This is a genomic window from Microbacterium maritypicum MF109 (genome assembly GCF_000455825.1).
Lineage (GTDB): Bacteria > Actinomycetota > Actinomycetes > Actinomycetales > Microbacteriaceae > Microbacterium > Microbacterium maritypicum_A.
Genome location: NZ_ATAO01000013.1, coordinates 92637 through 114573, shown reverse-complemented (window position 1 = coordinate 114573; position 21937 = coordinate 92637). Strand labels below are relative to the sequence as shown.

At 68.6% G+C, this 21937-nt stretch carries 24 protein-coding genes; 15 read left to right on the top strand and 9 right to left on the bottom strand.

Going from position 1 to position 21937, the window contains the following annotated elements; translation table 11 throughout:
• Positions 1 to 154: 154 nt before the first annotated feature.
• On the bottom strand, positions 155 to 1024 hold the full coding sequence (locus L687_RS23915; protein WP_021198324.1) for a sugar phosphate isomerase/epimerase family protein: 870 nt from the start codon (positions 1022 to 1024) through the stop codon (positions 155 to 157).
• 194 nt (positions 1025 to 1218) lie between these two features.
• Here L687_RS23915 and L687_RS23910 point away from each other — a divergent pair, with 194 nt between their 5' ends.
• Complete coding sequence (locus L687_RS23910; protein WP_021198323.1) at positions 1219 to 2220, top strand: LacI family DNA-binding transcriptional regulator; 1002 nt, start codon at positions 1219 to 1221, stop codon at positions 2218 to 2220.
• Positions 2221 to 2332: 112 nt separating this feature from the next.
• On the opposite strand, the gene L687_RS23905 is transcribed toward L687_RS23910, so the two are convergent.
• The 3 genes from L687_RS23905 to L687_RS23895 are packed head-to-tail and all read right to left on the bottom strand — an operon-like array spanning position 2333 to position 5068.
• The gene (locus tag L687_RS23905; protein ID WP_021198322.1) at positions 2333 to 2752 is read right to left on the bottom strand and encodes an RbsD/FucU family protein; all 420 of its coding nucleotides are present in this window, start codon (positions 2750 to 2752) and stop codon (positions 2333 to 2335) included.
• A 47-nt stretch (positions 2753 to 2799) separates the two neighbouring features.
• A complete protein-coding gene (locus L687_RS23900) occupies positions 2800 to 3786 on the bottom strand; it encodes an aldo/keto reductase (RefSeq protein ID WP_021198321.1) in 987 nt (328 codons plus the stop codon).
• On the bottom strand, positions 3773 to 5068 hold the full coding sequence (locus L687_RS23895) for an L-fuconate dehydratase (protein ID WP_021198320.1): 1296 nt from the start codon (positions 5066 to 5068) through the stop codon (positions 3773 to 3775). Before L687_RS23895 ends, L687_RS23900 begins: the two co-directional genes overlap by 14 nt.
• A 124-nt stretch (positions 5069 to 5192) precedes the next feature.
• Here L687_RS23895 and L687_RS23890 point away from each other — a divergent pair, with 124 nt between their 5' ends.
• Both L687_RS23890 and L687_RS23885 read left to right on the top strand, forming a co-directional pair.
• The gene (locus tag L687_RS23890; RefSeq protein WP_021198319.1) at positions 5193 to 6053 is read left to right on the top strand and encodes a fumarylacetoacetate hydrolase family protein; all 861 of its coding nucleotides are present in this window, start codon (positions 5193 to 5195) and stop codon (positions 6051 to 6053) included.
• A complete protein-coding gene (locus tag L687_RS23885; protein WP_021198318.1) occupies positions 6035 to 6799 on the top strand; it encodes an SDR family NAD(P)-dependent oxidoreductase in 765 nt (254 codons plus the stop codon). Before L687_RS23890 ends, L687_RS23885 begins: the two co-directional genes overlap by 19 nt.
• 167 nt (positions 6800 to 6966) lie before the next feature.
• On the opposite strand, the gene L687_RS23880 is transcribed toward L687_RS23885, so the two are convergent.
• On the bottom strand, positions 6967 to 7941 hold the full coding sequence (locus L687_RS23880) for an amidohydrolase family protein (RefSeq protein WP_021198317.1): 975 nt from the start codon (positions 7939 to 7941) through the stop codon (positions 6967 to 6969).
• Between the two features lie 46 nt (positions 7942 to 7987).
• Here L687_RS23880 and L687_RS23875 point away from each other — a divergent pair, with 46 nt between their 5' ends.
• A complete protein-coding gene (locus L687_RS23875; protein ID WP_021198316.1) occupies positions 7988 to 8665 on the top strand; it encodes a FadR/GntR family transcriptional regulator in 678 nt (225 codons plus the stop codon).
• A gap of 29 nt (positions 8666 to 8694) precedes the next feature.
• On the opposite strand, the gene L687_RS23870 is transcribed toward L687_RS23875, so the two are convergent.
• Positions 8695 to 9357, bottom strand: a complete 663-nt coding sequence (locus L687_RS23870) for a transaldolase family protein (RefSeq protein WP_021198315.1) — start codon at positions 9355 to 9357, stop codon at positions 8695 to 8697.
• Positions 9358 to 9475: 118 nt separating this feature from the next.
• Between L687_RS23870 and L687_RS23865 the strand changes: the two genes are divergently transcribed.
• From L687_RS23865 to L687_RS23835, 7 genes are all read left to right on the top strand, one after another.
• Complete coding sequence (locus tag L687_RS23865) at positions 9476 to 10450, top strand: ribokinase (RefSeq protein WP_021198314.1); 975 nt, start codon at positions 9476 to 9478, stop codon at positions 10448 to 10450.
• 37 nt (positions 10451 to 10487) lie between these two features.
• Positions 10488 to 10892: a D-ribose pyranase gene (rbsD, locus tag L687_RS23860; RefSeq protein WP_021198313.1), complete on the top strand. Its 405-nt coding sequence runs from the start codon at positions 10488 to 10490 to the stop codon at positions 10890 to 10892.
• Positions 10892 to 11704 (top strand): GntR family transcriptional regulator, encoded by an 813-nt coding sequence (locus L687_RS23855; RefSeq protein ID WP_021198312.1) that lies wholly within the window; start codon positions 10892 to 10894, stop codon positions 11702 to 11704. The genes rbsD and L687_RS23855 overlap by 1 nt, the downstream gene beginning before the upstream one ends.
• A 43-nt stretch (positions 11705 to 11747) precedes the next feature.
• A complete protein-coding gene (locus L687_RS23850) occupies positions 11748 to 12104 on the top strand; it encodes a cupin domain-containing protein (RefSeq protein ID WP_031206674.1) in 357 nt (118 codons plus the stop codon).
• Between the two features lie 42 nt (positions 12105 to 12146).
• A complete protein-coding gene (locus L687_RS23845) occupies positions 12147 to 13205 on the top strand; it encodes a PLP-dependent cysteine synthase family protein (protein ID WP_021198310.1) in 1059 nt (352 codons plus the stop codon).
• A gap of 71 nt (positions 13206 to 13276) precedes the next feature.
• Positions 13277 to 14353, top strand: a complete 1077-nt coding sequence (locus L687_RS23840) for a hypothetical protein (RefSeq protein ID WP_152525838.1) — start codon at positions 13277 to 13279, stop codon at positions 14351 to 14353.
• 31 nt (positions 14354 to 14384) lie between these two features.
• Entirely contained in the window at positions 14385 to 14900 is a 516-nt protein-coding gene (locus L687_RS23835; protein WP_021198308.1) for a glycine cleavage system protein R, read from the top strand.
• Positions 14901 to 14919: 19 nt separating this feature from the next.
• Here L687_RS23835 and L687_RS23830 read toward each other — a convergent pair whose 3' ends face one another.
• Complete coding sequence (locus L687_RS23830; protein WP_021198307.1) at positions 14920 to 15603, bottom strand: FadR/GntR family transcriptional regulator; 684 nt, start codon at positions 15601 to 15603, stop codon at positions 14920 to 14922.
• Positions 15604 to 15768: 165 nt separating this feature from the next.
• On the opposite strand from L687_RS23830, the gene L687_RS23825 reads away from it, so the two are divergent.
• From L687_RS23825 to L687_RS23810, 4 genes are read left to right on the top strand one after another with little or no spacing between them, the layout of a single operon-like run.
• Complete coding sequence (locus L687_RS23825) at positions 15769 to 17004, top strand: aminotransferase class V-fold PLP-dependent enzyme (RefSeq protein ID WP_021198306.1); 1236 nt, start codon at positions 15769 to 15771, stop codon at positions 17002 to 17004.
• 54 nt (positions 17005 to 17058) lie between these two features.
• Positions 17059 to 18369, top strand: coding sequence for an ABC transporter substrate-binding protein (locus tag L687_RS23820; protein WP_021198305.1), 1311 nt, complete (start codon positions 17059 to 17061; stop codon positions 18367 to 18369).
• A 3-nt stretch (positions 18370 to 18372) separates the two neighbouring features.
• Positions 18373 to 19335, top strand: coding sequence for a carbohydrate ABC transporter permease (locus L687_RS23815; protein WP_021198304.1), 963 nt, complete (start codon positions 18373 to 18375; stop codon positions 19333 to 19335).
• On the top strand, positions 19332 to 20252 hold the full coding sequence (locus L687_RS23810) for a carbohydrate ABC transporter permease (RefSeq protein ID WP_021198303.1): 921 nt from the start codon (positions 19332 to 19334) through the stop codon (positions 20250 to 20252). The genes L687_RS23815 and L687_RS23810 overlap by 4 nt, the downstream gene beginning before the upstream one ends.
• Before the next feature lie 102 nt (positions 20253 to 20354).
• Here the strand turns inward: L687_RS23810 and L687_RS23805 are convergent, their stop codons facing one another.
• Both L687_RS23805 and L687_RS23800 read right to left on the bottom strand, forming a co-directional pair.
• Entirely contained in the window at positions 20355 to 21368 is a 1014-nt protein-coding gene (locus L687_RS23805; RefSeq protein WP_021198302.1) for an aldo/keto reductase family protein, read from the bottom strand.
• 52 nt (positions 21369 to 21420) lie between these two features.
• On the bottom strand, positions 21421 to 21930 hold the full coding sequence (locus L687_RS23800) for a hypothetical protein (protein WP_046398843.1): 510 nt from the start codon (positions 21928 to 21930) through the stop codon (positions 21421 to 21423).
• Between the last annotated feature and the right edge of the window lie 7 nt (positions 21931 to 21937).

The window sequence follows — 21937 nt, the reverse complement described above, 5'->3', positions numbered from 1 at the left end:
CGTCGACGGATCATTCCGTCGCAAACATCGGATCAATTCTGCGTCCTACGCTACGGGCAGCGCAAGTTGTATCTAAATGTATCTAATGACGGCCGGATGGGGAAGACCTGTAATGACATCTTGATCTTCCGATGCTCCCCCGGCCGGATTCCACTCAGTGGAGGCGGATCGACTCGACCGCGACGAGCTTGTCGCGGATGTACGCGTTCGCGTGGGCGCCGAGTTCGACGTTGTCGTTCCAGAGGTTGCGCCAGATGCCGAGCATGCGGCTGAGGTCGGGGGCGACGACCGCCGACGAGAACGACTCGAAGACGATCGGACCGTCGTAGCCGATGCGGCTGAGCGCCTTGAAGAACGTGTCGAAGTCGACCGTCCCGGTCCCGAGATAGCCACGGTGGCTCTCACCGATGTGCACGTAGCGCAGGGCAGGGGCGGCATCGAGGACCGGCGCGAACATATCCGACTCCTCGATGTTCATGTGGTACGTGTCGATGTGGATCCCGAGGTTCGGCCGATCGACCTCGGCGACGTACTCCAGAGCCTGCCTCGCCGTGTTCAGCACGTTGGTCTCGTAGCGGTTCACGACCTCGAGCGCGACGGAGACCCCCCGTTCGGCGGCATGGTCGGCGACCCGCGCGATCGCGGCCTTGCTGCTCGCGAGCCCCTCGGCCGTCACCGGCGCCATGTACTTCTTCATGGCGCTGTAGATCACCCCGCAGAAGTGCTGACCCCCCAGATCCGCGAGCACGTCGACGGCTTTCAGGAGCAGGGCTTCGCCGGCCGCGACGATCGCGGGGTCGGAGCTGGTGACGTCGGTCGCCTCGGAGAGTCCGAGCGAGGCGCTGACGGCGAGGTCGTATTCCTCCAACGCATCCTTCGCGACCGAGACGTCGAACGAGAACGGGTCCATCAGCGGGAACTCGATGAGGTCGAAACCCGCCTCCTTGGTCTTGCGCACCGCCAGACGGATGCCCTCGGCATCGAAGTTCCCCGTCCAGACGAGCCCGTGGCAGCCGATGTTCATGAGACCTCTCCCAGCGGGTGTGCGGCACCGTCGCCGTCCGGGGTTGGCACGTGCCAACCCCGGTGTGCGAGTCACGCTACGTCGGGCGGACGAGGCCTGTCAAGAACTTTCTTGGCACGTTGCAACTCCTCCGATATCCTGAGGCCGCCGACGTGGTCAGGAGCCCCGACCGCGCGGCCGGACGAAGGAGCCCCATGCCCGCGAGCGTCAAGGACGTCGCCGCCCTCGCCGGAGTCTCCTCTTCCACCGTCTCCAACTACCTCAACCATCCGCACGTGCTCGGAGCCGCGACGCGGGAGCGGGTGCGCGCGGCTGTCGAACAACTCGGCTTCGTGCCGAACGAATCCGCCCGGCAGCTGCGTGCAGGATCGAGCAAGGCTCTCGCGCTCATCCTGCTCGACGCCTGGCTGCCCTATTTCCACGACCTCTCGCGTGGGGTCGAAGACGTGGCGCGAGAGGGCGGCTGGTCGCTGTTCTTCAGCAACAGCAATCGCGACGACGCGCAGGAGCGGCGCAACCTCGACATGTTCGAGGCGCACCGGGTGCAGGGCATCGTCATCTATCCGCTCGGCGACGTGGTGCCGCGCCTGGAGGGGCTCGCCGATCGCGGCATCCGTTCGGTCGTCGTGGGCCCGATCCCCGACTCGTCGAAGGTCGCCTCCGTGCTGTTCGACGACCGCGCCGGGGGGCGGCTCGCCGGCGAGCATCTCGTCGGACTCGGGCGAGAGCACATCCTGTTCCTCGGCAATCCGGCCGTGAGTCAGTCGAACGACCGCCTGGCCGGGCTACGCGAAGCGGTGGCCGGCACCGACGTGACGGTATCCACGAGCGAGGTACCGCACCTGGCGACAGAGGACGGCCTGCAGGCCGGCGCGCAGATCATCGCGATGCCCGCCTCCGAACGACCCGACGCCGTGTTCGCGGCGAACGACATGGTGGCGCTCGGTGTGCTCACCACGCTGCTGCGCCACGGCATCCGCGTGCCCGAGGAGATCGCGCTGGTCGGCTTCGACGACGTGGCGCAGGCCCATCAGAGCGTCGTACCGCTCACGAGCGTGCGGCAGCCCGGCTACGAGATCGGCCGTGCCGCCGGGGCCGCCCTGCTGCAGCAGCTCGCCGATCCCTCGGCTCCCCCGCCTGCGACGACGCCGTTCCCTGCCGAGCTCATCGTGCGGGAATCGACCGTCGGTCGCTGAACTCGGCGTTCACAACTCCCGGTGTTCGCAACTCCGGAGAAGAGAGCAGCTCAGAGTCGAAACGGCCGATCCGGCCGCCTCCGCCGACGCCGTTCCCGGGTGGTGAACGGCGTCACGCCGACGCGTGCCCGACGACACCCTTGCGCAGCAGCGCGTTGCCGTACTTGCGGGTCTCGCCCGTGCGCACGAGCAGGTACGCGGCCTTCGCGACCTCGTAGTAGGCGAACCGCTCGACGAAAGCCGTCGTATCCACGGCCGTCCCCGCCGCGGCCATCAGCTCGTTCTGCACGTCGAGCACCTCGCCGTCAGCCGAGGTCATCAGGTCGATACCGGGCGCATCATCCAGAGGGAGCACCGTGCGGATGGCCGCCACGACCTCGGGCGTCGTCGTGCCGGGGAGGTCGATCACCCGTGCGCCCAGACCCCATGCCGGGAAATGCGCGTCGGCGACGACCACGGCATCGGAGTGTCCCATGCGATCGAGGTGCAGCAGCAGCTCTCCGGTGAGCAGGGGATGGATTCCTTCGAGCACGAGTGCTCCTCTCGGTGAGACGTCGGGTGATTCCGGGGACAGGTCGATCAGGCGGGGATGAGCCCTTCCGCCGCCAGGTTCTCCCACAGGGCCGTCGGGATCTCGATCGCTGCGTACTCCGCATTCTGCCGCAGCTGCGCCGGGCGGCTGCCGCCCACCACGACCGATCGCACGACGTCGGACTGCAGCGGGAACTGGATCGCCGCCGCGGGCAGCGGCACGTCGTGGTCGGCGCACACGGCGGCGATGCGCACGAGCCGGTCCCACAGCTCGTCCGGCAGCTGCCCGTACTCGTAGCGTCCGTCGCGACGCGGCTCGCTCGACGCGAGCAGACCCGAGTTGAAGACGGATGCCGCCACGATCCCGGTCCCGGTCTCGCGGCATGCGGGCAGCACATCGACCGCAGCCGGCTGTTCGAGGAGCGTGTAGCGACCGGCCACCATGACGAGGTCGAGGTCGGCCGCGCGCACGGCCGCCGCGAGCGCATCCGACACCATCGAGCCGATGCCGATCGCGGTCACCTCGCCATCGGCGCGCAACCCCTCCATCGCGGGCAGAGCCTCGGCGAGCGCGAGGTCGAGGTCGTGCCGCTCAGGGTCATGCAGGTAGAGAAGGTCGATGCGCTCGATGCCGAGGCGCTCGCGCGACTCGTCGACGCTCGTGCGGATACCCGCTTCCGAGAAGTCCCACACGCGCTGCAGGTCATCGGGAACGTGGAAGTCGTTCGCGGTGTCGAGACCGCCGCCGACGTGGTCGGGGTTCGGCCGCAGCAGGCGCCCGGCCTTGGTCGAGAGCACGTACTCGTCACGCGGCTTGGTCTGCAGGAAGGCCCCGAGCCGACGCTCGGAGAGTCCGAGCCCGTAATGCGGCGCCGTGTCGTAGAAGCGGATGCCGCTCTCCCACGCGGCATCCAGCACGGCCCAGGCCTCGTCATCGGTCAGCGGCCGAAACAGGTTGCCCACGTTCGCGGCACCGTAGCCGAGCGTCGGGACGGTCAGGCGGTCAGGCACTCCCGCGCGATCAGGCACCGACATGTGCACCCTTCCAGGCGTAGGTCGCGATGCTGTCGGCCTTCATCTCCATGCCCGTTCCCGGCGCGGTGGGTGCCATGTACGAACCGCCCTGGATGTCGGTGGGCACGACGAAGTGCTCGTGCAGGTGGTCGACGAACTCGATCATGCGGCCCTCGCGCGTGCCGGTGACGGCGACGAAGTCGAACATGGACAGGTGCTGCACAGCCTCGCACAGGCCCACACCGCCGGCGTGCGGGCAGACCGGCACGTCGAACTTCGCGGCGAGCAGCAGGTTGGCGATGTTCTCGTTCACGCCGGCGACGCGCACGGCGTCGATCTGCATGACGGAGATCGCCTCGGCCTGCAGCAGCTGCTTGAAGATGACGCGGTTCTGGGCGTGCTCGCCCGTCGCGACGCGGATCGGTGCGACGCCGCGAGCGATCTCGGCGTGGCCGAGCACGTCGTCGGGGCTGGTGGGCTCCTCGATCCAGGCGGGGTGGAACTCGGCGAGCGCGTTGACCCACTCGATAGCCTCCGACACCTCCCAGCGCTGGTTCGCGTCGATCGCGATCGGGAAGTCGGGCCCGCACACCTCACGTGCCTTGCGGAAGCGGCGGATGTCGTCGTCGAGGTCGGCGCCGACTTTGAGCTTGATCTGGGTGAAGCCGTCGGCCATCGCTTCGCGGGCGAGGCGCTCGAGCTTCTCGTCGGAGTAGCCGAGCCATCCGGGGCTCGTGGTGTAGCCGGGATATCCGGAGGCGAGCAGTTGCTGTTCCCTCTCGGCCCGACTGGGCTCGGCGGCGCGCAGGATCTCGAGGGCGTCGTCGCGGGTGAGGGCGTTGGTGAGGTACCGGAAGTCGACGAGGTCGACGAGCTCCTCCGGCGTCATACGGGCGAGCAGCTGCCAGAGCGGAAGGCCGGCGCGCTTGGCCTTGATGTCCCACAGCGCGTTGATGACCGCACCGATGGCCATGTGCATGACGCCCTTCTCCGGCCCGAGCCAGCGCAGTTGCGAGTCGCCGATGATGTCGCGGAACGTGCCGCCCATGTCGTCGAGGAGGGGCTCGATCTCGCGACCCACCAGGTGACCTGCCAGCGCGTCGATGGCCGCGACCTGCACGTCGTTGCCGCGGCCGATCGTGAAGACGAACGCGTGGCCCTCGATGTCGTCGTCGGCGTCGGTGCGCACGATGACGTACGCGGCCGAGTAGTCGGGGTCGGGGTTCATCGCGTCCGACCCGTCCAGGCTCAGGGACGTGGGGAAGCGGATGTCGGTGGTGTCGAGGGCGACGATACGGCTCACGGGATTCCTCTCGATGCGCGGCTGATTTCTTCCGCGCGGATCTCTTGGAGTGTAAACATCGGATGTCTATACTGTCAACGAGACCGGCCGCCTCATCGCGGCCTCCCGACCGATCAGGAGAAACATGAAGTTCGCGCGGCTCGGCACCCCCGGGAATGAGATCCCCGTCCTCGTGGAGGGCGACCGATACCTCGACCTCCGCCCCGTAACATCCGATGTGAACGGCGATTTCCTCGAGGGTGACTTCGTCGACCGCGTCGTTGCCGCCCGCGATGCCGGAGACCTCCCCGAACTCGCGGACGCCGCATCGCTGCGCGTCGGCGCCCCGATCGCCCGCCCGAGTGCCGTGATCTGCATCGGCATGAACTACGCCGCTCACGCCGCCGAGTCGGGATCGGAGCCGCCCACCATCCCGATCCTCTTCCTCAAGACGCCGAACACGGTCGTGGGCCCGAACGATGCGGTCACGATCCCGCGCGGCAGCGAGAAGACCGACTGGGAGGTCGAGCTCGGCATCGTGATCGGCACCCGCACCGCCTACCTCGACTCCCCCGACGAGTCGATGGCGCACGTGGCCGGCTTCGTCGCCGCGAACGACGTCTCCGAGCGCGACTTCCAGATGGCCGTCTCGGGCGGGCAGTGGTCGAAAGGCAAGATCGCGGCCGGCTTCAACCCCACCGGGCCCTGGCTCGTCACCCCCGACGAGGTGGATCACCACGCGCTCGGTCTTCGCAGCTTCGTGAACGGCGAGCCGCGGCAGGACTCGAACACGAGCGACATGATCTTCACCGTCGAGCACATCGTGCACCACCTCTCGCAGTACGTGACGCTGGAGCCCGGTGACCTCATCCTCACCGGCACGCCGCAGGGCGTCGCCCTGTCGGGCAAGTACCCCTATCTCGCCGCGGGCGACGTGGTCGAGATCGAGATCGACGGCCTCGGCCGTCAACGGCAGGAGTTCGTGGCATGGGAGGCCCGGAAGTGAGCGCATTGAACGGACTGGTGGCGATCGTCACCGGTGGAGCATCAGGGATCGGCGCGGCGATCGCCCAGCGTCTGCACGCCGACGGAGCGAGCATCGCGGTCCTCGACCGGGACACCACGGCGGCCGACCCCGCCTTCGCCGCCTTCACAGCCGATGTCTCCGACCGCAAGAGTGTCGACGCGGCGGTGAGCGCCGTGGCCGAGCGGTTCGGGCGCATCGACATCGTCGTCAACAACGCCGGCATCGGCGCCCAGGGCGACATCACCGCGAACGACGACGACGAGTGGGCGCGCGTGCTCTCGGTCAACGTCACGGGCATCGCCCGCGTCACCTCGGCAGCCCTCCCCTGGCTGCGGAAGTCTCCGTCCGCCGCGGTCTGCAACACGGCATCCATCGCCTCGACGACAGGGTTGCCGCAACGGGCGCTCTACAGCGCGTCGAAGGGTGCCGTCGCAGCCCTCACGCGCGCGATGGCCGCCGACCACCTGCGCGAGGGCATCCGTGTGAACGCGGTCAACCCCGGCACGGCCGACACCCCGTGGGTGGGCCGACTGCTCGATTCGGCAGCCGACCCCGCCGCCGAGCGCGCCGCCCTCGAAGCACGCCAGCCGCACGGACGCCTGGTCAGCCCCGACGAGGTCGCCGCTGCGGTCGCCTACCTCGTGAGCCCCGCAGCGGGATCGACCACCGGCACCTTCATCGAGGTCGACGGCGGTATGGCCCAGCTGCGCCTGCGCGCGGAGTAGCATCCGCCTGCGTTCCGGTCGCAGTTGACGCCGCCTCCATCGCGCGAGGGCGGCAACAATTGCGACCGGAAGCGCAGAGACCGACGCCCCACGGCAGCAACCGCGACCGGAACCACCGAGACCGACCCCACGGCAGCAACCGAGACCGGAGCCGCAGGAAAGCCGGGCTAGCCGCGGTGACCGCGGATCCAGCCCCGGAGGCCGGAGCGCGGAGCAGCATCAGACGGGATCTGCCGCGGCTGAGCGGTGCGATAGAACCGCTCGGCGTTCCCCCACAGGAGGGCGTCGAGGTCGTGGCTCCGCGACTCCGCCCACGCCACGACGGTGTCGGCCCAGCGCGACCGCGCGGTGGGCTGGTACGTCGCGGAGCCGTCCTCCGGCGCGTGCGGGTCGCCGGGCTCGGCGGGGCCGATGGCCGAGACCGGCCAGTCACTCCCCCACATCAGGCGCTCGATCCCGAAGGCATCCGCCGCCACGTCGAGGAACGGCTCCAGCTGCTCGGCGTTCCAGTCTCCGCCTGCCTCTCCCGGCAGGCCGGAGAGCTTGCAGAAGGTGTGCGGATGACGGGCGAGTTCGGCGAGATCGCGAGCCCACTCCGCCGACGGCGGGAGCGGCGAGGCCGCCGTGCCGACGGCAGGCTTGCCGAGATGGTCGAGCACGATCCGCAGCTCCGGGATCGCACCGGCGAAACGGGCGATCTCCGGGAGCTGATCGGCGCGCACGCACGCGTCGAAGGTCAGATCGCGCGCGGCGACCTCACGCGCGCCGGTCACGAACGCGGCCGAGACGGCCAGTCCGTCCGGCTCGCCCTGCAGGTTGTGCCGCACTCCGACGACGAGGGGCTCGGCCATGAGCCCCTCCAGGTGCGCGACCGTGTCGGTTCCCCGGTCGAGACGGATGCCGGCGACGATCCCGACGATGCCGAGCGCAGGCGCCAGCCCCGCGACCCACTGCACCTCGTCGAGGAAGTCGTCTTCGATGGTCTCCGCCTGCACGAACACCGACTTCTCCGGGTGCGCGGCGGACAGGCGGGCGAGCCCCAGCTCCCGGTCGGCGAACCGGTACGCCAGCGGCCCCTCGAGCCAGGTGTAGGTCAGCACCCCCGGATCCCAGAGGTGCAGGTGTGAATCGAGAACGCGCATGGCTCCATCCTGCCGGAGACATCCGATCAATCGCTAGGATGACGCCATGGCAGTCACCGACGAGGCGATCGAGAAGATCAAGGCGATGATCGTGGCGGGCGAGCTCGCCCCCGGCGATCGCCTTCCCCCCGAGAAGGAGCTGTCCGAGCGGCTCGGCCTCTCCCGCAGCTCGATGCGCGAGGCGGTCAAGGCGCTGGAGGTCATCCGGGTCCTCGACGTGCGACGCGGCGACGGCACCTACGTGACGAGCCTCGAACCGCATCTGCTGCTGGAGGCGATCGCGTTCGTCGTCGACATGCACGACGACGACTCGATGCTCGAGATCTTCGCGGTGCGCCGCATGCTGGAGTCGCAGGCGACAGGGCTGGCGGCCACCCTCGGCACGGAGGAGCAGATCGCCGAGCTGCAGGACGAGGTCGATTCGGTCGACGCGGCCGTGACCATCGAGTCTCTGGTCGACCACGACATCCGGTTCCATCGCGAGATCGTCGCGATGTCCGGCAACGCGTACCTCGCGAGTCTGATCGAGCATCTGAGCAGCCAGACCGTGCGCGCCCGCGTGTGGCGCGGCCTCACCGAGGGCGGCGCGGTCGAGCGCACCCTGTCCGAGCACCGGGCCATCGCCGATGCGATCGCCCAGCACGACTCCGCCCTCGCGACCTCGCTCGCCACCGCGCATATCGCGGGCGTGGAGCGCTGGCTGCGCCAGGCCGCGGCGAGCTGACCCCGCCTGCGGACTTCAGCAGACCGCGCTCACGCGCCCAGGCGCACCATCGCGGCGTCGAACTCGGCGGCCGAGCTGTCGCTCACCTCATGGAAGAGCACCCCGTCGAGCACATCCGGCGCAGCGGTGAAGTACGGCACTCCCGCAAGGCGCAGACCGGTGATGTCGTCCGGCGAGCGCAGCGATGCGGCGAGCACGTTCGAGTCGCTCCCCGCGCACACCTCCTGCATGCGGGCGATCGTCGCGTCGCCGTCGAGGCCCGCGTCGCGCATCCGTCCGAGGTACGGAGCGATGTACTGCGCACCGATCGAGGCGCACGCGAGGGCCTGCGCGACCGAGTACACGGCGGTGACGAGCACGGTGGCGCCGTCGCGCACGAGAGCGGATGCGGCGGCGAAGCCCGCCGCCGTGGCCGGGACCTTCACGGCCACGCGGTCGCCCAGTGCGCGGATGCCCTCGGCATTGCGGAGGAAGGACGCGGTGTCGCCGCCCCAGGTCTGGAAGAAGATCTCGCGCGCCCCCTCCGACTCCCACCGGGCGTAGAGCTCGGGGATCTCGGCGGCGGTGCGGCCTCCCCGTTCGAGGATGGTCGGGTTGGTGGTGACACCGTGCACCACACCAGCGGCGAGCAGTCGGGAGACACGGTCGACGTCGGCGCTGTCGACGTACAGGCGTGGCGCGATCGGGTTCATCGGGGTCTCCTCGCGGACAACCTGTCGTTACAGGTGCGGTTTCGGCTAATGTAATGACAGCCACCGCGGTCTGTCAAAGCGTCGGCTACGCCTGCCGTCGAGGAAGATCAGGAGCGAGATGACCCCCGCACACCCCGAGGACCGTACCGGCGTCGTCATCGTCGGCAGCGTCACAGCCGATGTGACCACCTTCTCCGGGCGTCTGCCCGCCAGGGGCGAGACGATTCTCGGGGACGAGTTCACGCTCATGCTGGGCGGCAAGGGCGCGAACCAGGCTGTCGCCGCCGGGCGCTCCGGTGCGCGCACGAGCTTCGTCGGCTGCGTCGGAGACGACCTGTTCCACGACCTGGTCGTCGACGGGCTGACCGCGGCCGGCGTCGACCTCGCGCACCTGCGCACGGTCCCCGGCCCGACAGGCGTGGCGCACATCCGCGTCGACTCGTCGGCGCAGAACGACATCGTCATGGTTCCGCTCGCCAATGCCGCCCTCAGCGCCGCACAGATCGACGAGGCGCTCGCAGCCCTCGCCCCCACGACCTCGGTGCTGCTCACCCAGCTCGAGACGCCCTCCGCGCTCACCGCCCACATCACCGCGCGCGGTCGCGAGCACGGCATGACCGTGATCCTCGATCCCGCCCCGGCCGCCGAGCTCGACGCCGAGATCTGGCGGAGCATCGACATCGTCACCCCCAACGAGACCGAGGCGACGCTGATCAGCGGTATCGAGGTGACGGATGCCGCGTCGGCCGAGCAGGCCGGACGCTGGTTCCTCGCCCAGGGGGTCGGCGCCGCCGTGATCACCCTCGCGGGCCAGGGCTCGTGCGTCGTGACGGCCGAGGGCGCATCCGTGATCCCGCCGTTCCCCGTGGATGCGGTCGACACGACCGCCGCGGGCGACGCCTACGCCGGCTATCTCGGCGCGGCGCTCGCGAGCGGCAGCACCCTGGCGGATGCCGTGCGCCTGGCCACCGCGGCCGGCGCGCTGGCGGTCACGAAGCAGGGGGCATCGCCGAGCCTTCCGCACCGCGCCGACGTCGACGCGTTCCTGGCGGAGCGCAGCTCAGCGCACGCCCCCGCACCCGTCGCGAGCTGAACCTGCGAACCGAGCATCCGGAGAACCGAGGAGACACATGCGCAAGACGGCCACCACGATCAATCCCGCGCTGTCCCGCGTGATCAGCGAGACCGGGCACACCGATCTGATCGTCGTCACCGACGCAGGCCTGCCCATCCCCCCGGGATCCGAGCGCATCGACCTGGCGTATCGCCCGGGGGCTCCGGCCTTCCTCGACGTGCTCGACACCGTGCTCGCCGAGCTGGTGGTCGAGGGGGCGACGGTCTCGGCCGAGGTCGCCGAGAAGAGCCCGGAGGTGCTGGCCGCACTGCGCGAGCGGTTCGCCGGCATGGGGTTCGAGATCGACCTCGTGCCGCATGTGGAGTTCAAGAAGCTCAGTCACGGCGCACGGGCGTTCGTGCGGTCCGGCGAGTTCACCCCCTACGCGAACGTGATCCTGCACGCGGGGGTGGCGTACTGATGGCCATCGTCGACGACGCGATCGACCGGCACTCCGCCGCGCCCATGTACGACCAGCTGCGCCAGCTGATCATCGACGGCATCGCCCGCGACGGCCTGCAGCCGGGCGACCCGCTGCCCGGCGAGCACCGCCTGTGCGAGCGCTACGGCATCTCGCGCACCGTCGTGCGCCAGGCGCTCGCCCAGCTGGAGCACGAGGGGCTCGTCGAACGGGTGAAGGGCAAGGGCACGTTCGTCTCCCGCCCCCGCACCAGTGAGAGCCTGGTGCACACGCTCGTCGGTCTGTACGACGACGTCGAGCGCCGCGGCGGACATGTGCACAGCGACGTACTGCGGCACGAGCAGACGACGGCTGACGAGGAGGTCGCACTCGCCCTGGAGGTGCCGGTCGGATCCCCGGTCGTCGTGCTCGAGCGTCTGCGCCACGTCGACGGCGAACCGTGGTCGCTCTCGACGACCTGGATGCCGGAGGCCGTCGGATCCGTCACCCTCGGCGCCGACCTCACAGAGGGCTCGCTGTACAGACTCCTCGCCGACAACGACATCGTCGCGACGCACGGTGTGCGCTCGGCGGAGGCGACCGTGGCCACGCACGAGCAGGCTCAGCACCTGGGCGTGAGCGCCGGTTCGGCACTGCTGCGTCTACGCAGCGTCAGCCGCAGCGCCGACGGCACGCCCATCGAGTACTTCATCGCGTATCACCGCGGCGACCGTTCGCGTTTCGAGTTCCAGTTGCAGCAGGAGCAGTCTCAGGCATCGCTCCTGCACGTCGACGGCGACGGCGGGGCCTCCCCGGCCGGAACGGTCGGCTGAGGAGACCCTGTCGGCGGTACCGCGCCGGGTGTACCGTCACCGCATGATCACCGACGATCCCACCCTCACCGACCCCGACCACTACCGCACGCTCTGGGAGAACGAGCACGTCCGCGTGCTCGACTACACCGATGAGCCCGGCGACAAGACGACGCCGCACGATCATCCGAACAGCGTTCTGGTCACCCTCAGCGGCTTCTCCCGCCGCCTCAGCCTGGGCGACCGCTCCTTCGACACCGTCCTCGCCGCGGGACAGGCCGTGTGGTTGCCCGCGCAGCGTCATTCCGGCGAGAACACCGGAACGACGCTGACGCACACCATCCTCATCGAGCTCAAGGGCGATGCGGCAGGCGAGCCGACCTCCACCCACCTCGGCCCCGAGCGTCCCGCCGCCGCGTGATCGACCAGGGCGCCCGGCCGAGTGGCAGGTAGTGTCGAGGGCATGAGCGACTGGACCAGCACCGCGATCGCCCTGCTGGAAGCCGATGCCAACCGCAGCGCCGACACGCACCTGCACCTCTTCCCGCTGCCGCCCGAGTGGGGCATCGACCTGTACCTCAAGGACGAGTCCGTGCACCCGACGGGCTCCCTCAAACACCGCCTCGCGCGTTCGCTGATCCTCTACGGCCTGGTCAACGGACGCATCCGCGAAGACACCACGCTCGTCGAGTCGTCGAGCGGATCGACCGCCGTGTCCGAGGCGTACTTCGCCCGCATGCTCGGGTTGCCGTTCATCACGGTCGTGCCCCGTTCGACCGTGCAGGAGAAGATCGACCTCATCGAGTTCTACGGCGGCACGTGCCACTTCGTCGACCGTGCGGAGGACATGTCGCCCGAGGCCCAACGTCTGGCCTCCGACTGCACCGGCCACTACCTCGACCAGTTCACGTTCGCCGAGCGCGCGACCGACTGGCGCGGCAACAACAACATCGCCGAGAGCGTGTTCAGCCAGCTCGCTCAGGAGCGGCATCCGATCCCCACCTGGATCGTCACGGGTGCCGGAACCGGCGGCACGAGCGCGACGTTCGGCCGGTACGTGAAGTATCGCCGACATGACACGAAGGTCGCGGTCGTCGACCCCGAGGGCTCGGCCTTCTACGACGGCTGGGCAGGGACCGTGGATCCGCCGGCCGGGCGCCCGAGCCGCATCGAGGGCATCGGCCGCCCCCGGGTCGAGGCCTCGTTCGTGCCGACCGTGATCGACGAGATGATCCAGGTGCCGGATGCCGGGTCGATCGCCGCGATCCGCCTGCTGCGCGAGCGCACCCTGCACTGGGCCGGCGGCTCGACCGGCACCAACCTCTACGGTGCGTTCCAGCTCATCGCCCGGATGCGGGCCGAGGGCGAGACCGGCAGTGTCGTGACCCTGATCTGCGACAGCGGCGTCCGCTACGCCGGCACCTACTACTCCGACGAGTGGGTCGCCGCCCAAGGCTGGGACCTCGCCCCGCACCGCGCGCGCCTCGATACGTTCCTGGAGTCCGGGGTCTGGGGGGACTGAGGGCAGTCGAACCCAGGGCGGAGTCGCGTGCCAGTCATGCCCGGTTGACAGAGGTCGCTAACCTCAGCTTGATGACCAAGATGCACCGCTCCGCCCTGGAAAATACGACCGGCCAGCAACCGTGGAAGGCCTCCCTCTGGTTCGAGCCCGCGATGTTCGGCCTCATCGCTGCAGGCGTGTTCGCCCTCGCTCCGCCTCCGAACCTCCCCGGAGACTATGGAGACCAGTACGCCGCCATCGGCACATATCTCACTCCAGTCCTGGATCAGTCCCTCGCCGCCCTCGGTGTCGTCGGCACAATCATCGTGTCGATTGCCGTGATGACACGCTTTGGGCTCGACGCGGAAACCCTTCACCCGAAGCTCCACCAGATTCTCACCACCGTGCTCTTTGTCACGTTCTTGCTGCTCCTCTTCATGGCGGCCTGCAGTGTGCGCATCGCCGCTGGTGACAGCACACGATGGCCGGAGACAGTCGTCGTTCTTGTGTTGACCTGGATACTCTCGCTGGCGGCGCGTCTCGCGATAGGTCGCACATCACCACAAACAGCAGCCGATCAAGAGACTGAGCGCTGGCGACGCCAGAGACGACGCGCTCAAAGTTATGGCATCCGCCGCACTGACGATCCCCCCGCTCATCCTTACCGAGGCGCGATCCTCGTACTCGTCGCTCCTTCTGTTCTTTGGCTCGTCGTCATAGCCTTCGTCGCGGTGCTGACGGCAGAGAGCACCGACGCCTGGCGCGAGTTCGCGCTGCCTCTCTACTGGACACTCCCGACAATCACAATTGCCACGATCTCGATCATGTGGTGGCTGACACGCGACATGTCCATCGCCGCAAACACAACTTTGCTGCTCGCGTCACCGCTCGTTGCGATTGCACTCACCTGCGGGGGACTTCTCACCCTCATCGTGTTCTTGGCGCACGAATCCACTGCTCCTTGGTTTGGTGTGGGTGTTGGAGCAATCGTGCTGGTCCTCGCGCAGGTGACCTTCCTGATCCTCACACCCATCCGACGACGTGTTCCCTGGATCCGTGACGCAGAGGACTCGGCAACGATTCGGTCCTTACGCAGATCACGAAAGAATGCAAAGAGGCTCAGGGAACGCGCAACAGCCGCCAGTGCCGCTCACATGACCTCCATCTGAGGGCTTGAGCGCTACGGGCTACGCTGGCCGCATGACTACTCTGATCCTCACCGTCGCGGGTGCAGACCGTCCTGGCCTCGTGGCCGCCGTCGCCGATGTCGTGGATGCGCACGGCGGCAACTGGGAGAACAGCTCGCTGGCCGAGCTCGCCGGCACGTTCGCCGGCGTGATCGAGGTCTCGGTCGCCGATGACCGGGAGGCCGAGCTGTCGTCCGCGCTGCGCGGCCTGCAGGGTCAGGGACTCCTCACGCTCGCCGTGCTCACCGGCACTCCGGATGCGGCTGCCGACGACGATCAGCTGCTCGAGATCCAGGTGCTCGGCAACGACCGCCCCGGCATCGTGCGCGAGGTCTCCGGCGTGCTGAGTGCGCACGCCCTGAGCATCGAGGAGCTCGCCACCGAGAGTCGAGATGCCGCGATGGCCGGAGGGCGTCTGTTCGAAGCATCGGTCACCGCGAAGGTCCCCGCCTCCGTCGACCTCGACGCGCTGCGCACCGACCTCGAACGCATCGCCGCCGAGATCCAGGTCGACATCACCCTCGGCTGACCGGCCCGCAGGACGCGCGTCAGTCCTCGAGCCCCGAGTACCGCCGCACCCAGTACTCGGTGTACGCGACGTGGGCGGAGGCCGCGGCACTCGCGGCGACCGGGTCCGCCGCCGCCAGGCCGCGCAGGATCGCGCGGTGCCCGGCATCGGAATGCACCTTGAGCTCGGCCGCATCCTCGGGGTCGGAGATGCGATACGCCCGCGACCGCGATCGCAGCACGTCGATCAGGCTGGTCAGCGCTTCGTTCCCCGCGACGCCGGAGATCGCCATGTGGAACTCGTGGTCGAGCCGCGACTGCGCCTCGAAGTCGGTGGTCGCCTCGATCTCGTCGAGCACGCGGTCCAGGGCCTCCACGGTCTCGTCGTCGATGCGGGCGGCGGCGAGCGCGGCCGCATGCGGTTCGAGCACGCGGCGGAGTTCGGTCAGTTCGAGCACGCCCGCCATCGGCAGCAGCCCGACCGTGAGCGACAGACTGCCGATCAGGTCGGCCGCGCGCAGCTCGCTGACGTAGCTGCCCGAGCCGTGACGGGTGTCGAGCACGCCGAGGGCGGCCAGCATCCGGATCGCTTCGCGGAGGGACCCGCGGGAGACGCCGAGACGTTCGCAGAGCTCGCCTTCGCTCGGCAGTCGGTCTCCGGGCCGCAGCGCACCGTCGGCGATCAGCGCCCGCAGCCCGTGCAACGCCGTGTCGAGTGCGCTCATCGTCATCCTCTCTGACACTCCCCCACCCCTCGTGAAGTCTGTCGGAACTCCCCTTCGCAGGAAACTCGTATGACAACTATGTTTCATCTTGACCTTTTCATGGCAGTTTTCCACGGCATGTGGCAAAGTTGTGCAACAACTCGCCCGACTCATCGATGAGGACTGATGCCCACACCGCTGTTCCCCGCACCGCTCACGCTGAACTCCGGCATGCGAGCGCGCGACGCCTGGCCCCTCGACCCGGCGGTGATCCACCTCAATCACGGATCCTTCGGCGCGGTCCCGTCCGTCGTCGTCGAGCACCAGGACGCCCTGCGCCGCCGCGCGGACCTCAGCCCCGTCGAGTGGTTCCCGCGCATCGCCGAGCGCGTGCGGGCGGCCCGCGAGCGCACCGCCCCGTTCGTGGGCGCGCGCGCCGAGGACAGCGCCTTCGTGCCCAACGCCTCGGCCGCCGCGACCGTCGTCTACAACGCCCTGCAGCTCGAAGCCGGCGACGAGATCCTGGTGACCGACCAGGGCTACGGCGCCATCACCATGGGAGCCGAGCGCCTCGCCCGCCGGTTCGGGGCGCGCGTGCGCACCGTCGCCCTGCCGCTGCTCTCCTCCGACGACGAGATCGTTCAGCTCTTCGCCGATGAGCTCACCCCCCGCACACGTCTGATCGTGGTCGACCAGATCACCTCCCCGACCGCCCGCGTGCTGCCCACCCGACGCATCGCCGATGCGGCAGCCGAGCGCGGCGTGCGCACGCTCGTCGACGGCGCCCACGCCCCCGGCCTCATCCCGGATGCGGCCACCGTCGCGGGTGGCGACTGGTGGTTCGGGAACATGCACAAATGGCCGTGCGCCCCGCGCGGCTCCGCCCTGCTGGTGACCTCCGCCGCCGACCGCGACGAGCTCTGGCCGCTCATCGACTCGTGGGCCGCGCGGGAGGCGTACCCCTCCCGTTTCGACACGCAGGGAACGATCGACGCCACCACGTACCTGGCCACCCCGACCGCGATCGACTTCATCGAGAGCGAGTTCGGCTGGGCCTCGGCACGCACGGCCATGGCCGAGATCGCGGATGCCGGGGCCGAGCTGATCGCCGAAGCCCTGCGCCCGTACGGTGACGAGGATCCGCTCACGCCACTCCCCTCTCCGGTGCCGTCGATGCGACTGGTGCGTCTTCCGCTCGGGCTCGGCGCGACCCGCGAAGAGGCCGACGCCCTGCGGATGGACCTGCTCGACGAGGTCGGCGTCGAGACGGCGTTCACGAGCTTCCGCGGGGTCGGCTACTTCCGGCTCTCGGCCCACCTCTACAACGAGGCCGCCGACTACGAGACCTTCGTCGAGCGCTGCGTGCCGCAGATCCTGAGCCGGGCCGGCATCCGTCCCGCCGACTCCCTCATCGTCCCCTGACCGCAACACCCACCCGACCGCAACACCCACCCCCACCCCACCGAGAGGCACATCGTGAAGAACAAGATCTTGACGACCGCAGCGGGATTCGGCACCGTCGCCGTCCTCGCTCTCACCGGCTGTTCCGCAAGCTCCGGCCCGTCCACCGACGGCACCGTCACCCTGCAGATGGTCGAGAGCCTGACCAACCCCGCCCGCACCGAGCTCCTGCGCGGGCTGCTCGACGACTTCGAGAAGGCGAACCCGAAGATCACGGTCAACCTCGTCTCGCCTCCCACCGAGCAGGCCGACGCGAAGATCCAGCAGATGCTGCAGTCCGGCAAGGGCGTCGACGTGCTGGAGGTGCGTGACATCACGGTCGGGCCGTTCGCGAACAACGGCTGGCTCTACGACCTGGGCCCCGACCTCGAGAAGTGGGACGGCTGGGACGCGCTGACCGACAACGCCCAGTCCGCTTCGGTCGCCGCCGACGGCAAGAGCTATTTCGTGCCCTACGGCTTCTACGGGCTGTCGCTGTTCTACCGCACCGACCTGGTGAAGGACGCGGGCTTCGACGGTCCGCCGCACAGCTGGAAGGACCTTCTGGAGCAGGCGAGCACGATCCAGGACCCGTCGAACAACATCTACGGCTACGCCTTCCGCGGCGGTCAGAACGCCAACAGCAACGTGGTCGCGGCGATCGAGGCGTACACGATCGACGGACTCGACGTCGACGACGCGTTCCTGATGGAGGACGGCTCGACGATCTTCGCCGCACCCGAGGCACAGGACGCCGTCGACGACTACTTCGATCTGTTCAAGGAAGCCTCCCCGCCCTCCGCGGTCTCGTGGGGCTACCCCGAGATGGTCGCCGGCTTCACGAACGGCACCACGGCGTTCCTGCTGCAGGACCCCGAGGTCATCGCGACCGTGCAGGACTCCTCGCTGACCGAGGACCAGTGGGACACCGCTCCCCTGCTCGTCGGCCCCTCGGGCAAGGCCGCGCAGCCACTCGCCGTCGCGGGCTGGGGCGTCGCCGAGAACAGCGAGAACAAGGAGGCGGCCGTCAAGCTCGTCGAGTTCCTGTCGTCCGCCGAGCCCGCCACCGAGTTCGCACAGGCCAACAGCCTGGTGCCGATCATCACGGCCGCCGCCGACGACGAGTTCTACTCGTCCGGCCCGTGGACCAGCTACGTCACCATGACCGAAGACCCGGAGACCTACGTCAACGTGCGCCAGCCGCGCGGGGTCAGCTGGTGGACCGAGTGGATCCAGAAGTCCGACCAGGACGTGCAGAACGTGCTGCTGGGCAACATGTCGACCAGCGACCTGCTGGCCTCGTGGGATGCGTTCTGGACCGAGAAGTACGCCGCGGAAAAGGGCTGACCTGTGGCCCGCACCGCTCAGAAGGGAGGCTCCGTCGGCACTGCTTCGCAGCAGACCGCCGCCGGGGCCTCCCCGGCATCCCGCCGACGCCCGTTCCGCGGCCGCCAAGCATGGACGCTGCTGGCCTTCCTCGCGCCGGCGATCGTGTTCGTCTGCTGGTTCACCTACTGGCCGATGCTGCAGGGCGCGCGCATGGCCTTCCACGACTGGAACCTGTGGGACCTCACCTCGACGCCGTTCGTCGGCTTCGACAACTTCCTCGCGGTGTTCCGGGATCCTGCCTTCCCGACCGTGGCGTGGAACTCCGTGCTCTGGGTCGTCGGCTCGCTCGTGCCGCAGCTCGTGATCGGATTCCTGATCGCCCTGGCACTGCGCAAGAGGTTCCGCTTCCGCGGCCTCTACCAGGCGCTCGTGTTCTTCCCGTGGGCGGTGTCGGGCTTCCTGATCGGCATGCTGTTCCGCTGGATGTTCAACGCGGAGTTCGGCGTGGTCAACGACCTGCTCATGAAGGCGGGGCTGATCGACGCCCCGCTCCCCTGGTTGGCTGATCCGAAGCTCGCGATGTTCGCGGTGATCGTCGCCAACGTCTGGTACGGCGTGACGTTCTTCGCGATCATGATCCTCGCGGCGCTGCAGTCGGTGCCCGACGAGATGCTGGAGGCGGCGAGCCTCGACGGCGCGGGCAAGTTCCGGCAGCTGTTCTCGATCATCATCCCGTACATCTCGATGACGCTGCTGCTGACGATCCTGCTGCGGGTGATCTGGATCTTCAACTTCCCCGACATCATCTACGCGATGACCAACGGCGGACCCGCCAACCAGACGCACATCATCACGACCTGGATGATCAACTACACCCAGCAGGGCAACTACGGCTTCGCGAGCGCGATCGGCCTCATCGTGATGGCGGTGCTGTTCGTGTTCTGCGCGTTCTACTTGATGGCGATGCGGAGAGTGCAGCGATGACCATGACAGACGCCTCGCGGACAGGTTCCTCGATCACGGAGACCCGGCGCATCACCGTCCCCGATCCGGCATCCGCCCCGCGTCCGAAGCCGCGTGTCACGGTCGGCGGTGTCATCCGCGTCGTGGGTCTCGGACTCTGGCTCGTGATCACGCTGTTCCCCCTCTACTGGATCGCGCTGACGTCGATCAAGTCGCCGGGGACGATCAACCGGTTCCCGATCGAGTACTGGCCGAGCGAGCCGTCGCTCGAGAACTACATCAGCCTCTTCCAGAAGAGCTCGTTCGGCGTCTTCCTCGGCAACTCCGCCCTGGTCGCGGTCGTCGGCGGTGCCGTGGCCACCCTCATCGCCCTGTTGAGCGCCTACGTGCTGGCCCGGTTCGAGTTCCGCGGCAAGGGGACGATCCTGATCGCGTTCCTGCTCACGCAGATGATTCCGGCGTTCATCGCGCTCGGTCCGCTGTATTCGATGATGACCGACCTGGGACTGGTCGACACCAAACCCGGCCTGATCCTCGTCTACATCGCGATCTGCATCCCGTTCTCGACCGTCATGCTCCGCGGCTTCTTCGAGAACGTGCCGGACGCGCTCGAAGAGGCGGCGATGATCGACGGATGCTCACGCCTCGGCGCTCTGTTCCGGGTGCTCGTTCCGGTGATGACCCCCGGCATCATCGCGGCGTTCATCTTCAACTTCGTCAATTGCTGGAACGAGCTGTTCCTGTCGGTCGTGCTCATGAACACCGACGCGAACCGCACCGTGCCGTCGGCGCTGAACGGCTTCATCTCCACCTTCAACATCGACTGGGGCTCGATGAGCGCCGCCGCGGTGCTGACGATCCTGCCGACCATGGCGATGTTCGCTCTCGCGAGCCGCTGGATCGTGCAGGGCCTGACCGCCGGCGCCGTCAAGGAATGACCGTCGCCGAGACCCACGCCCAACGTCGAGACTCACCCGCGCGTACGTCAGCGGGGGTGGGTCTCGACGTTACCGATGGGTCTCGGCGTCAGATCAGGGCACTCAGACCAGGCGCGACTTCGGCGACACCGAGTAGGTGTTCTCGGCGTCGCGGTTGACCGTGTCGCCGAGGGCCTCGTCGATCGCCGCCATCGTGTCGGCGTCGAGCTTGACGCCCGAGGCCTTGACGGTCTCGGCGAGCTGCTCCGGACGGGACGCGCCGACCAGTGCGGCCGCCACGTTCGGGTTCTGCAGCACCCACGCGATCGCGAGCTGCGGCATCGACAGGCCGGCCTGCTCGGCGATCGGCTTCAGGCGCTGGACGGCGGTGAGGATGTCGTCCTGCAGGAAGCTCTTGATGAAGTCGGCGCCGCTGTGCGGGTCGGTGGCGCGCGAGCCCTCCGGCACCGGCTGACCCGGCAGGTACTTGCCACTGAGCACGCCCTGCGCCATCGGCGACCAGACGATCTGCGAGATGCCGAGCTCTTCGGACGCCGGGACGACCTTGCCCTCGATCACACGCCACAGCATCGAGTACTGGGGCTGGTTCGAGATGAGCTGGATGCCGAGCTGCTTCGCGAGGGCGTGCCCTTCGCGCAGCTGCTCGGCGGTCCACTCCGAGACGCCGATGTAGAGCGCCTTGCCCTGGCGGACGACGTCGGCGAAGGCCTGGAACGTCTCCTCCAGCGGGGTCTCGTAGTCGAAGCGGTGTGCCTGGTACAGATCGACGTAGTCGGTGCCGAGGCGCGCGAGCGAACCGTTGATCGATTCGAAGATGTGCTTGCGGCTCAGGCCGGTGTCGTTCGGCCCCTTCGGACCGGTCGGGAAGTAGACCTTCGTGAAGATCTCCAGGCCTTCGCGGCGCTGCCCCTCCAGGGCCTTGCCGAGCACGACCTCCGCCGCCGTGTTGGCGTACGTGTCGGCGGTGTCGAAGGTGGTGATTCCGGCGTCGAGGGCGGCGTGGACGGTCTTGACGGCGGCGTCGTCGCCGACCTGCGAGGCGTGGGTGACCCAGTTGCCGTAGGTGATCTCCGAGACCTTGAGACCGCTGTTGCCGAGATAGCGATAGTTGACCATGGATCAACGCTACTGGCTGACACCGTCAGCGGGGCCGGACGCGAGGAAGAGGTCAGGCCGACGCAGGAGCGGCGCGTGCCCGGAGCACGGCGACCACCCCGCCGAGCATCAGCAGGGCTGCCGCGAAGGCGCTGATGATGTAGAACGCTCGCACTCCGGGGAGGGAGACGCCCGCCGAGATCATGAAGGTATCGGCCAGCGCCATGCCCGGGGCGAATGAGGCGAAGAAGAAGCCCGGGGCTCCGAGCATGAGCAGACTCAGGAAGCCGGCAGCCGCGATCATCGGAGTGGCCCTCGACGTCATCGCGATCACACCGAGGGCGAGGGCGAGCACGACTCCCACCCCGAGAATCATGATGGTCGTCGGCGCGTTGAGCGACTCACCCGCTCCGCTCAGCTCAGCTCGGATCTGGTCGAGAGTGAACCCGGGAGCGGCCGCGAGAGGCGTCCACACCAAGATCTGCACCGCGGCGAGCGCAGCATAGATCGTGACGGCGAGCACACCGGCGATCGAGATCCACAGCGTCTGCATCCGCATGGTCCGACGTTGCATCCGAGTCATGCGGGTC

What these genes read in the sequence shown, in the direction of transcription:
- L687_RS23885 (WP_021198318.1), top strand. Translation starts at nt 6,035, where the DNA reads ATGGGAGGCCCGGAAGTGAGCGCATTGAACGGACTGGTGGCGATCGTC.
- L687_RS23865 (WP_021198314.1), top strand. Translation starts at nt 9,476, where the DNA reads ATGACCCCCGCACACCCCGAGGACCGTACCGGCGTCGTCATCGTCGGC.
- L687_RS23855 (WP_021198312.1), top strand. Translation starts at nt 10,892, where the DNA reads ATGGCCATCGTCGACGACGCGATCGACCGGCACTCCGCCGCGCCCATG.
- L687_RS23845 (WP_021198310.1), top strand. Translation starts at nt 12,147, where the DNA reads ATGAGCGACTGGACCAGCACCGCGATCGCCCTGCTGGAAGCCGATGCC.
- L687_RS23825 (WP_021198306.1), top strand. Translation starts at nt 15,769, where the DNA reads ATGCCCACACCGCTGTTCCCCGCACCGCTCACGCTGAACTCCGGCATG.
- L687_RS23840 (WP_152525838.1), top strand. Translation starts at nt 13,277, where the DNA reads ATGACCAAGATGCACCGCTCCGCCCTGGAAAATACGACCGGCCAGCAA.
- L687_RS23835 (WP_021198308.1), top strand. Translation starts at nt 14,385, where the DNA reads ATGACTACTCTGATCCTCACCGTCGCGGGTGCAGACCGTCCTGGCCTC.
- rbsD (WP_021198313.1), top strand. Translation starts at nt 10,488, where the DNA reads ATGCGCAAGACGGCCACCACGATCAATCCCGCGCTGTCCCGCGTGATC.
- L687_RS23830 (WP_021198307.1), bottom strand. Translation starts at nt 15,603, where the DNA reads ATGAGCGCACTCGACACGGCGTTGCACGGGCTGCGGGCGCTGATCGCC.
- L687_RS23890 (WP_021198319.1), top strand. Translation starts at nt 5,193, where the DNA reads ATGAAGTTCGCGCGGCTCGGCACCCCCGGGAATGAGATCCCCGTCCTC.
- L687_RS23875 (WP_021198316.1), top strand. Translation starts at nt 7,988, where the DNA reads ATGGCAGTCACCGACGAGGCGATCGAGAAGATCAAGGCGATGATCGTG.
- L687_RS23870 (WP_021198315.1), bottom strand. Translation starts at nt 9,357, where the DNA reads ATGAACCCGATCGCGCCACGCCTGTACGTCGACAGCGCCGACGTCGAC.
- L687_RS23900 (WP_021198321.1), bottom strand. Translation starts at nt 3,786, where the DNA reads ATGTCGGTGCCTGATCGCGCGGGAGTGCCTGACCGCCTGACCGTCCCG.
- L687_RS23800 (WP_046398843.1), bottom strand. Translation starts at nt 21,930, where the DNA reads ATGACTCGGATGCAACGTCGGACCATGCGGATGCAGACGCTGTGGATC.
- L687_RS23910 (WP_021198323.1), top strand. Translation starts at nt 1,219, where the DNA reads ATGCCCGCGAGCGTCAAGGACGTCGCCGCCCTCGCCGGAGTCTCCTCT.
- L687_RS23805 (WP_021198302.1), bottom strand. Translation starts at nt 21,368, where the DNA reads ATGGTCAACTATCGCTATCTCGGCAACAGCGGTCTCAAGGTCTCGGAG.
- L687_RS23850 (WP_031206674.1), top strand. Translation starts at nt 11,748, where the DNA reads ATGATCACCGACGATCCCACCCTCACCGACCCCGACCACTACCGCACG.
- L687_RS23915 (WP_021198324.1), bottom strand. Translation starts at nt 1,024, where the DNA reads ATGAACATCGGCTGCCACGGGCTCGTCTGGACGGGGAACTTCGATGCC.
- L687_RS23880 (WP_021198317.1), bottom strand. Translation starts at nt 7,941, where the DNA reads ATGCGCGTTCTCGATTCACACCTGCACCTCTGGGATCCGGGGGTGCTG.
- L687_RS23810 (WP_021198303.1), top strand. Translation starts at nt 19,332, where the DNA reads ATGACCATGACAGACGCCTCGCGGACAGGTTCCTCGATCACGGAGACC.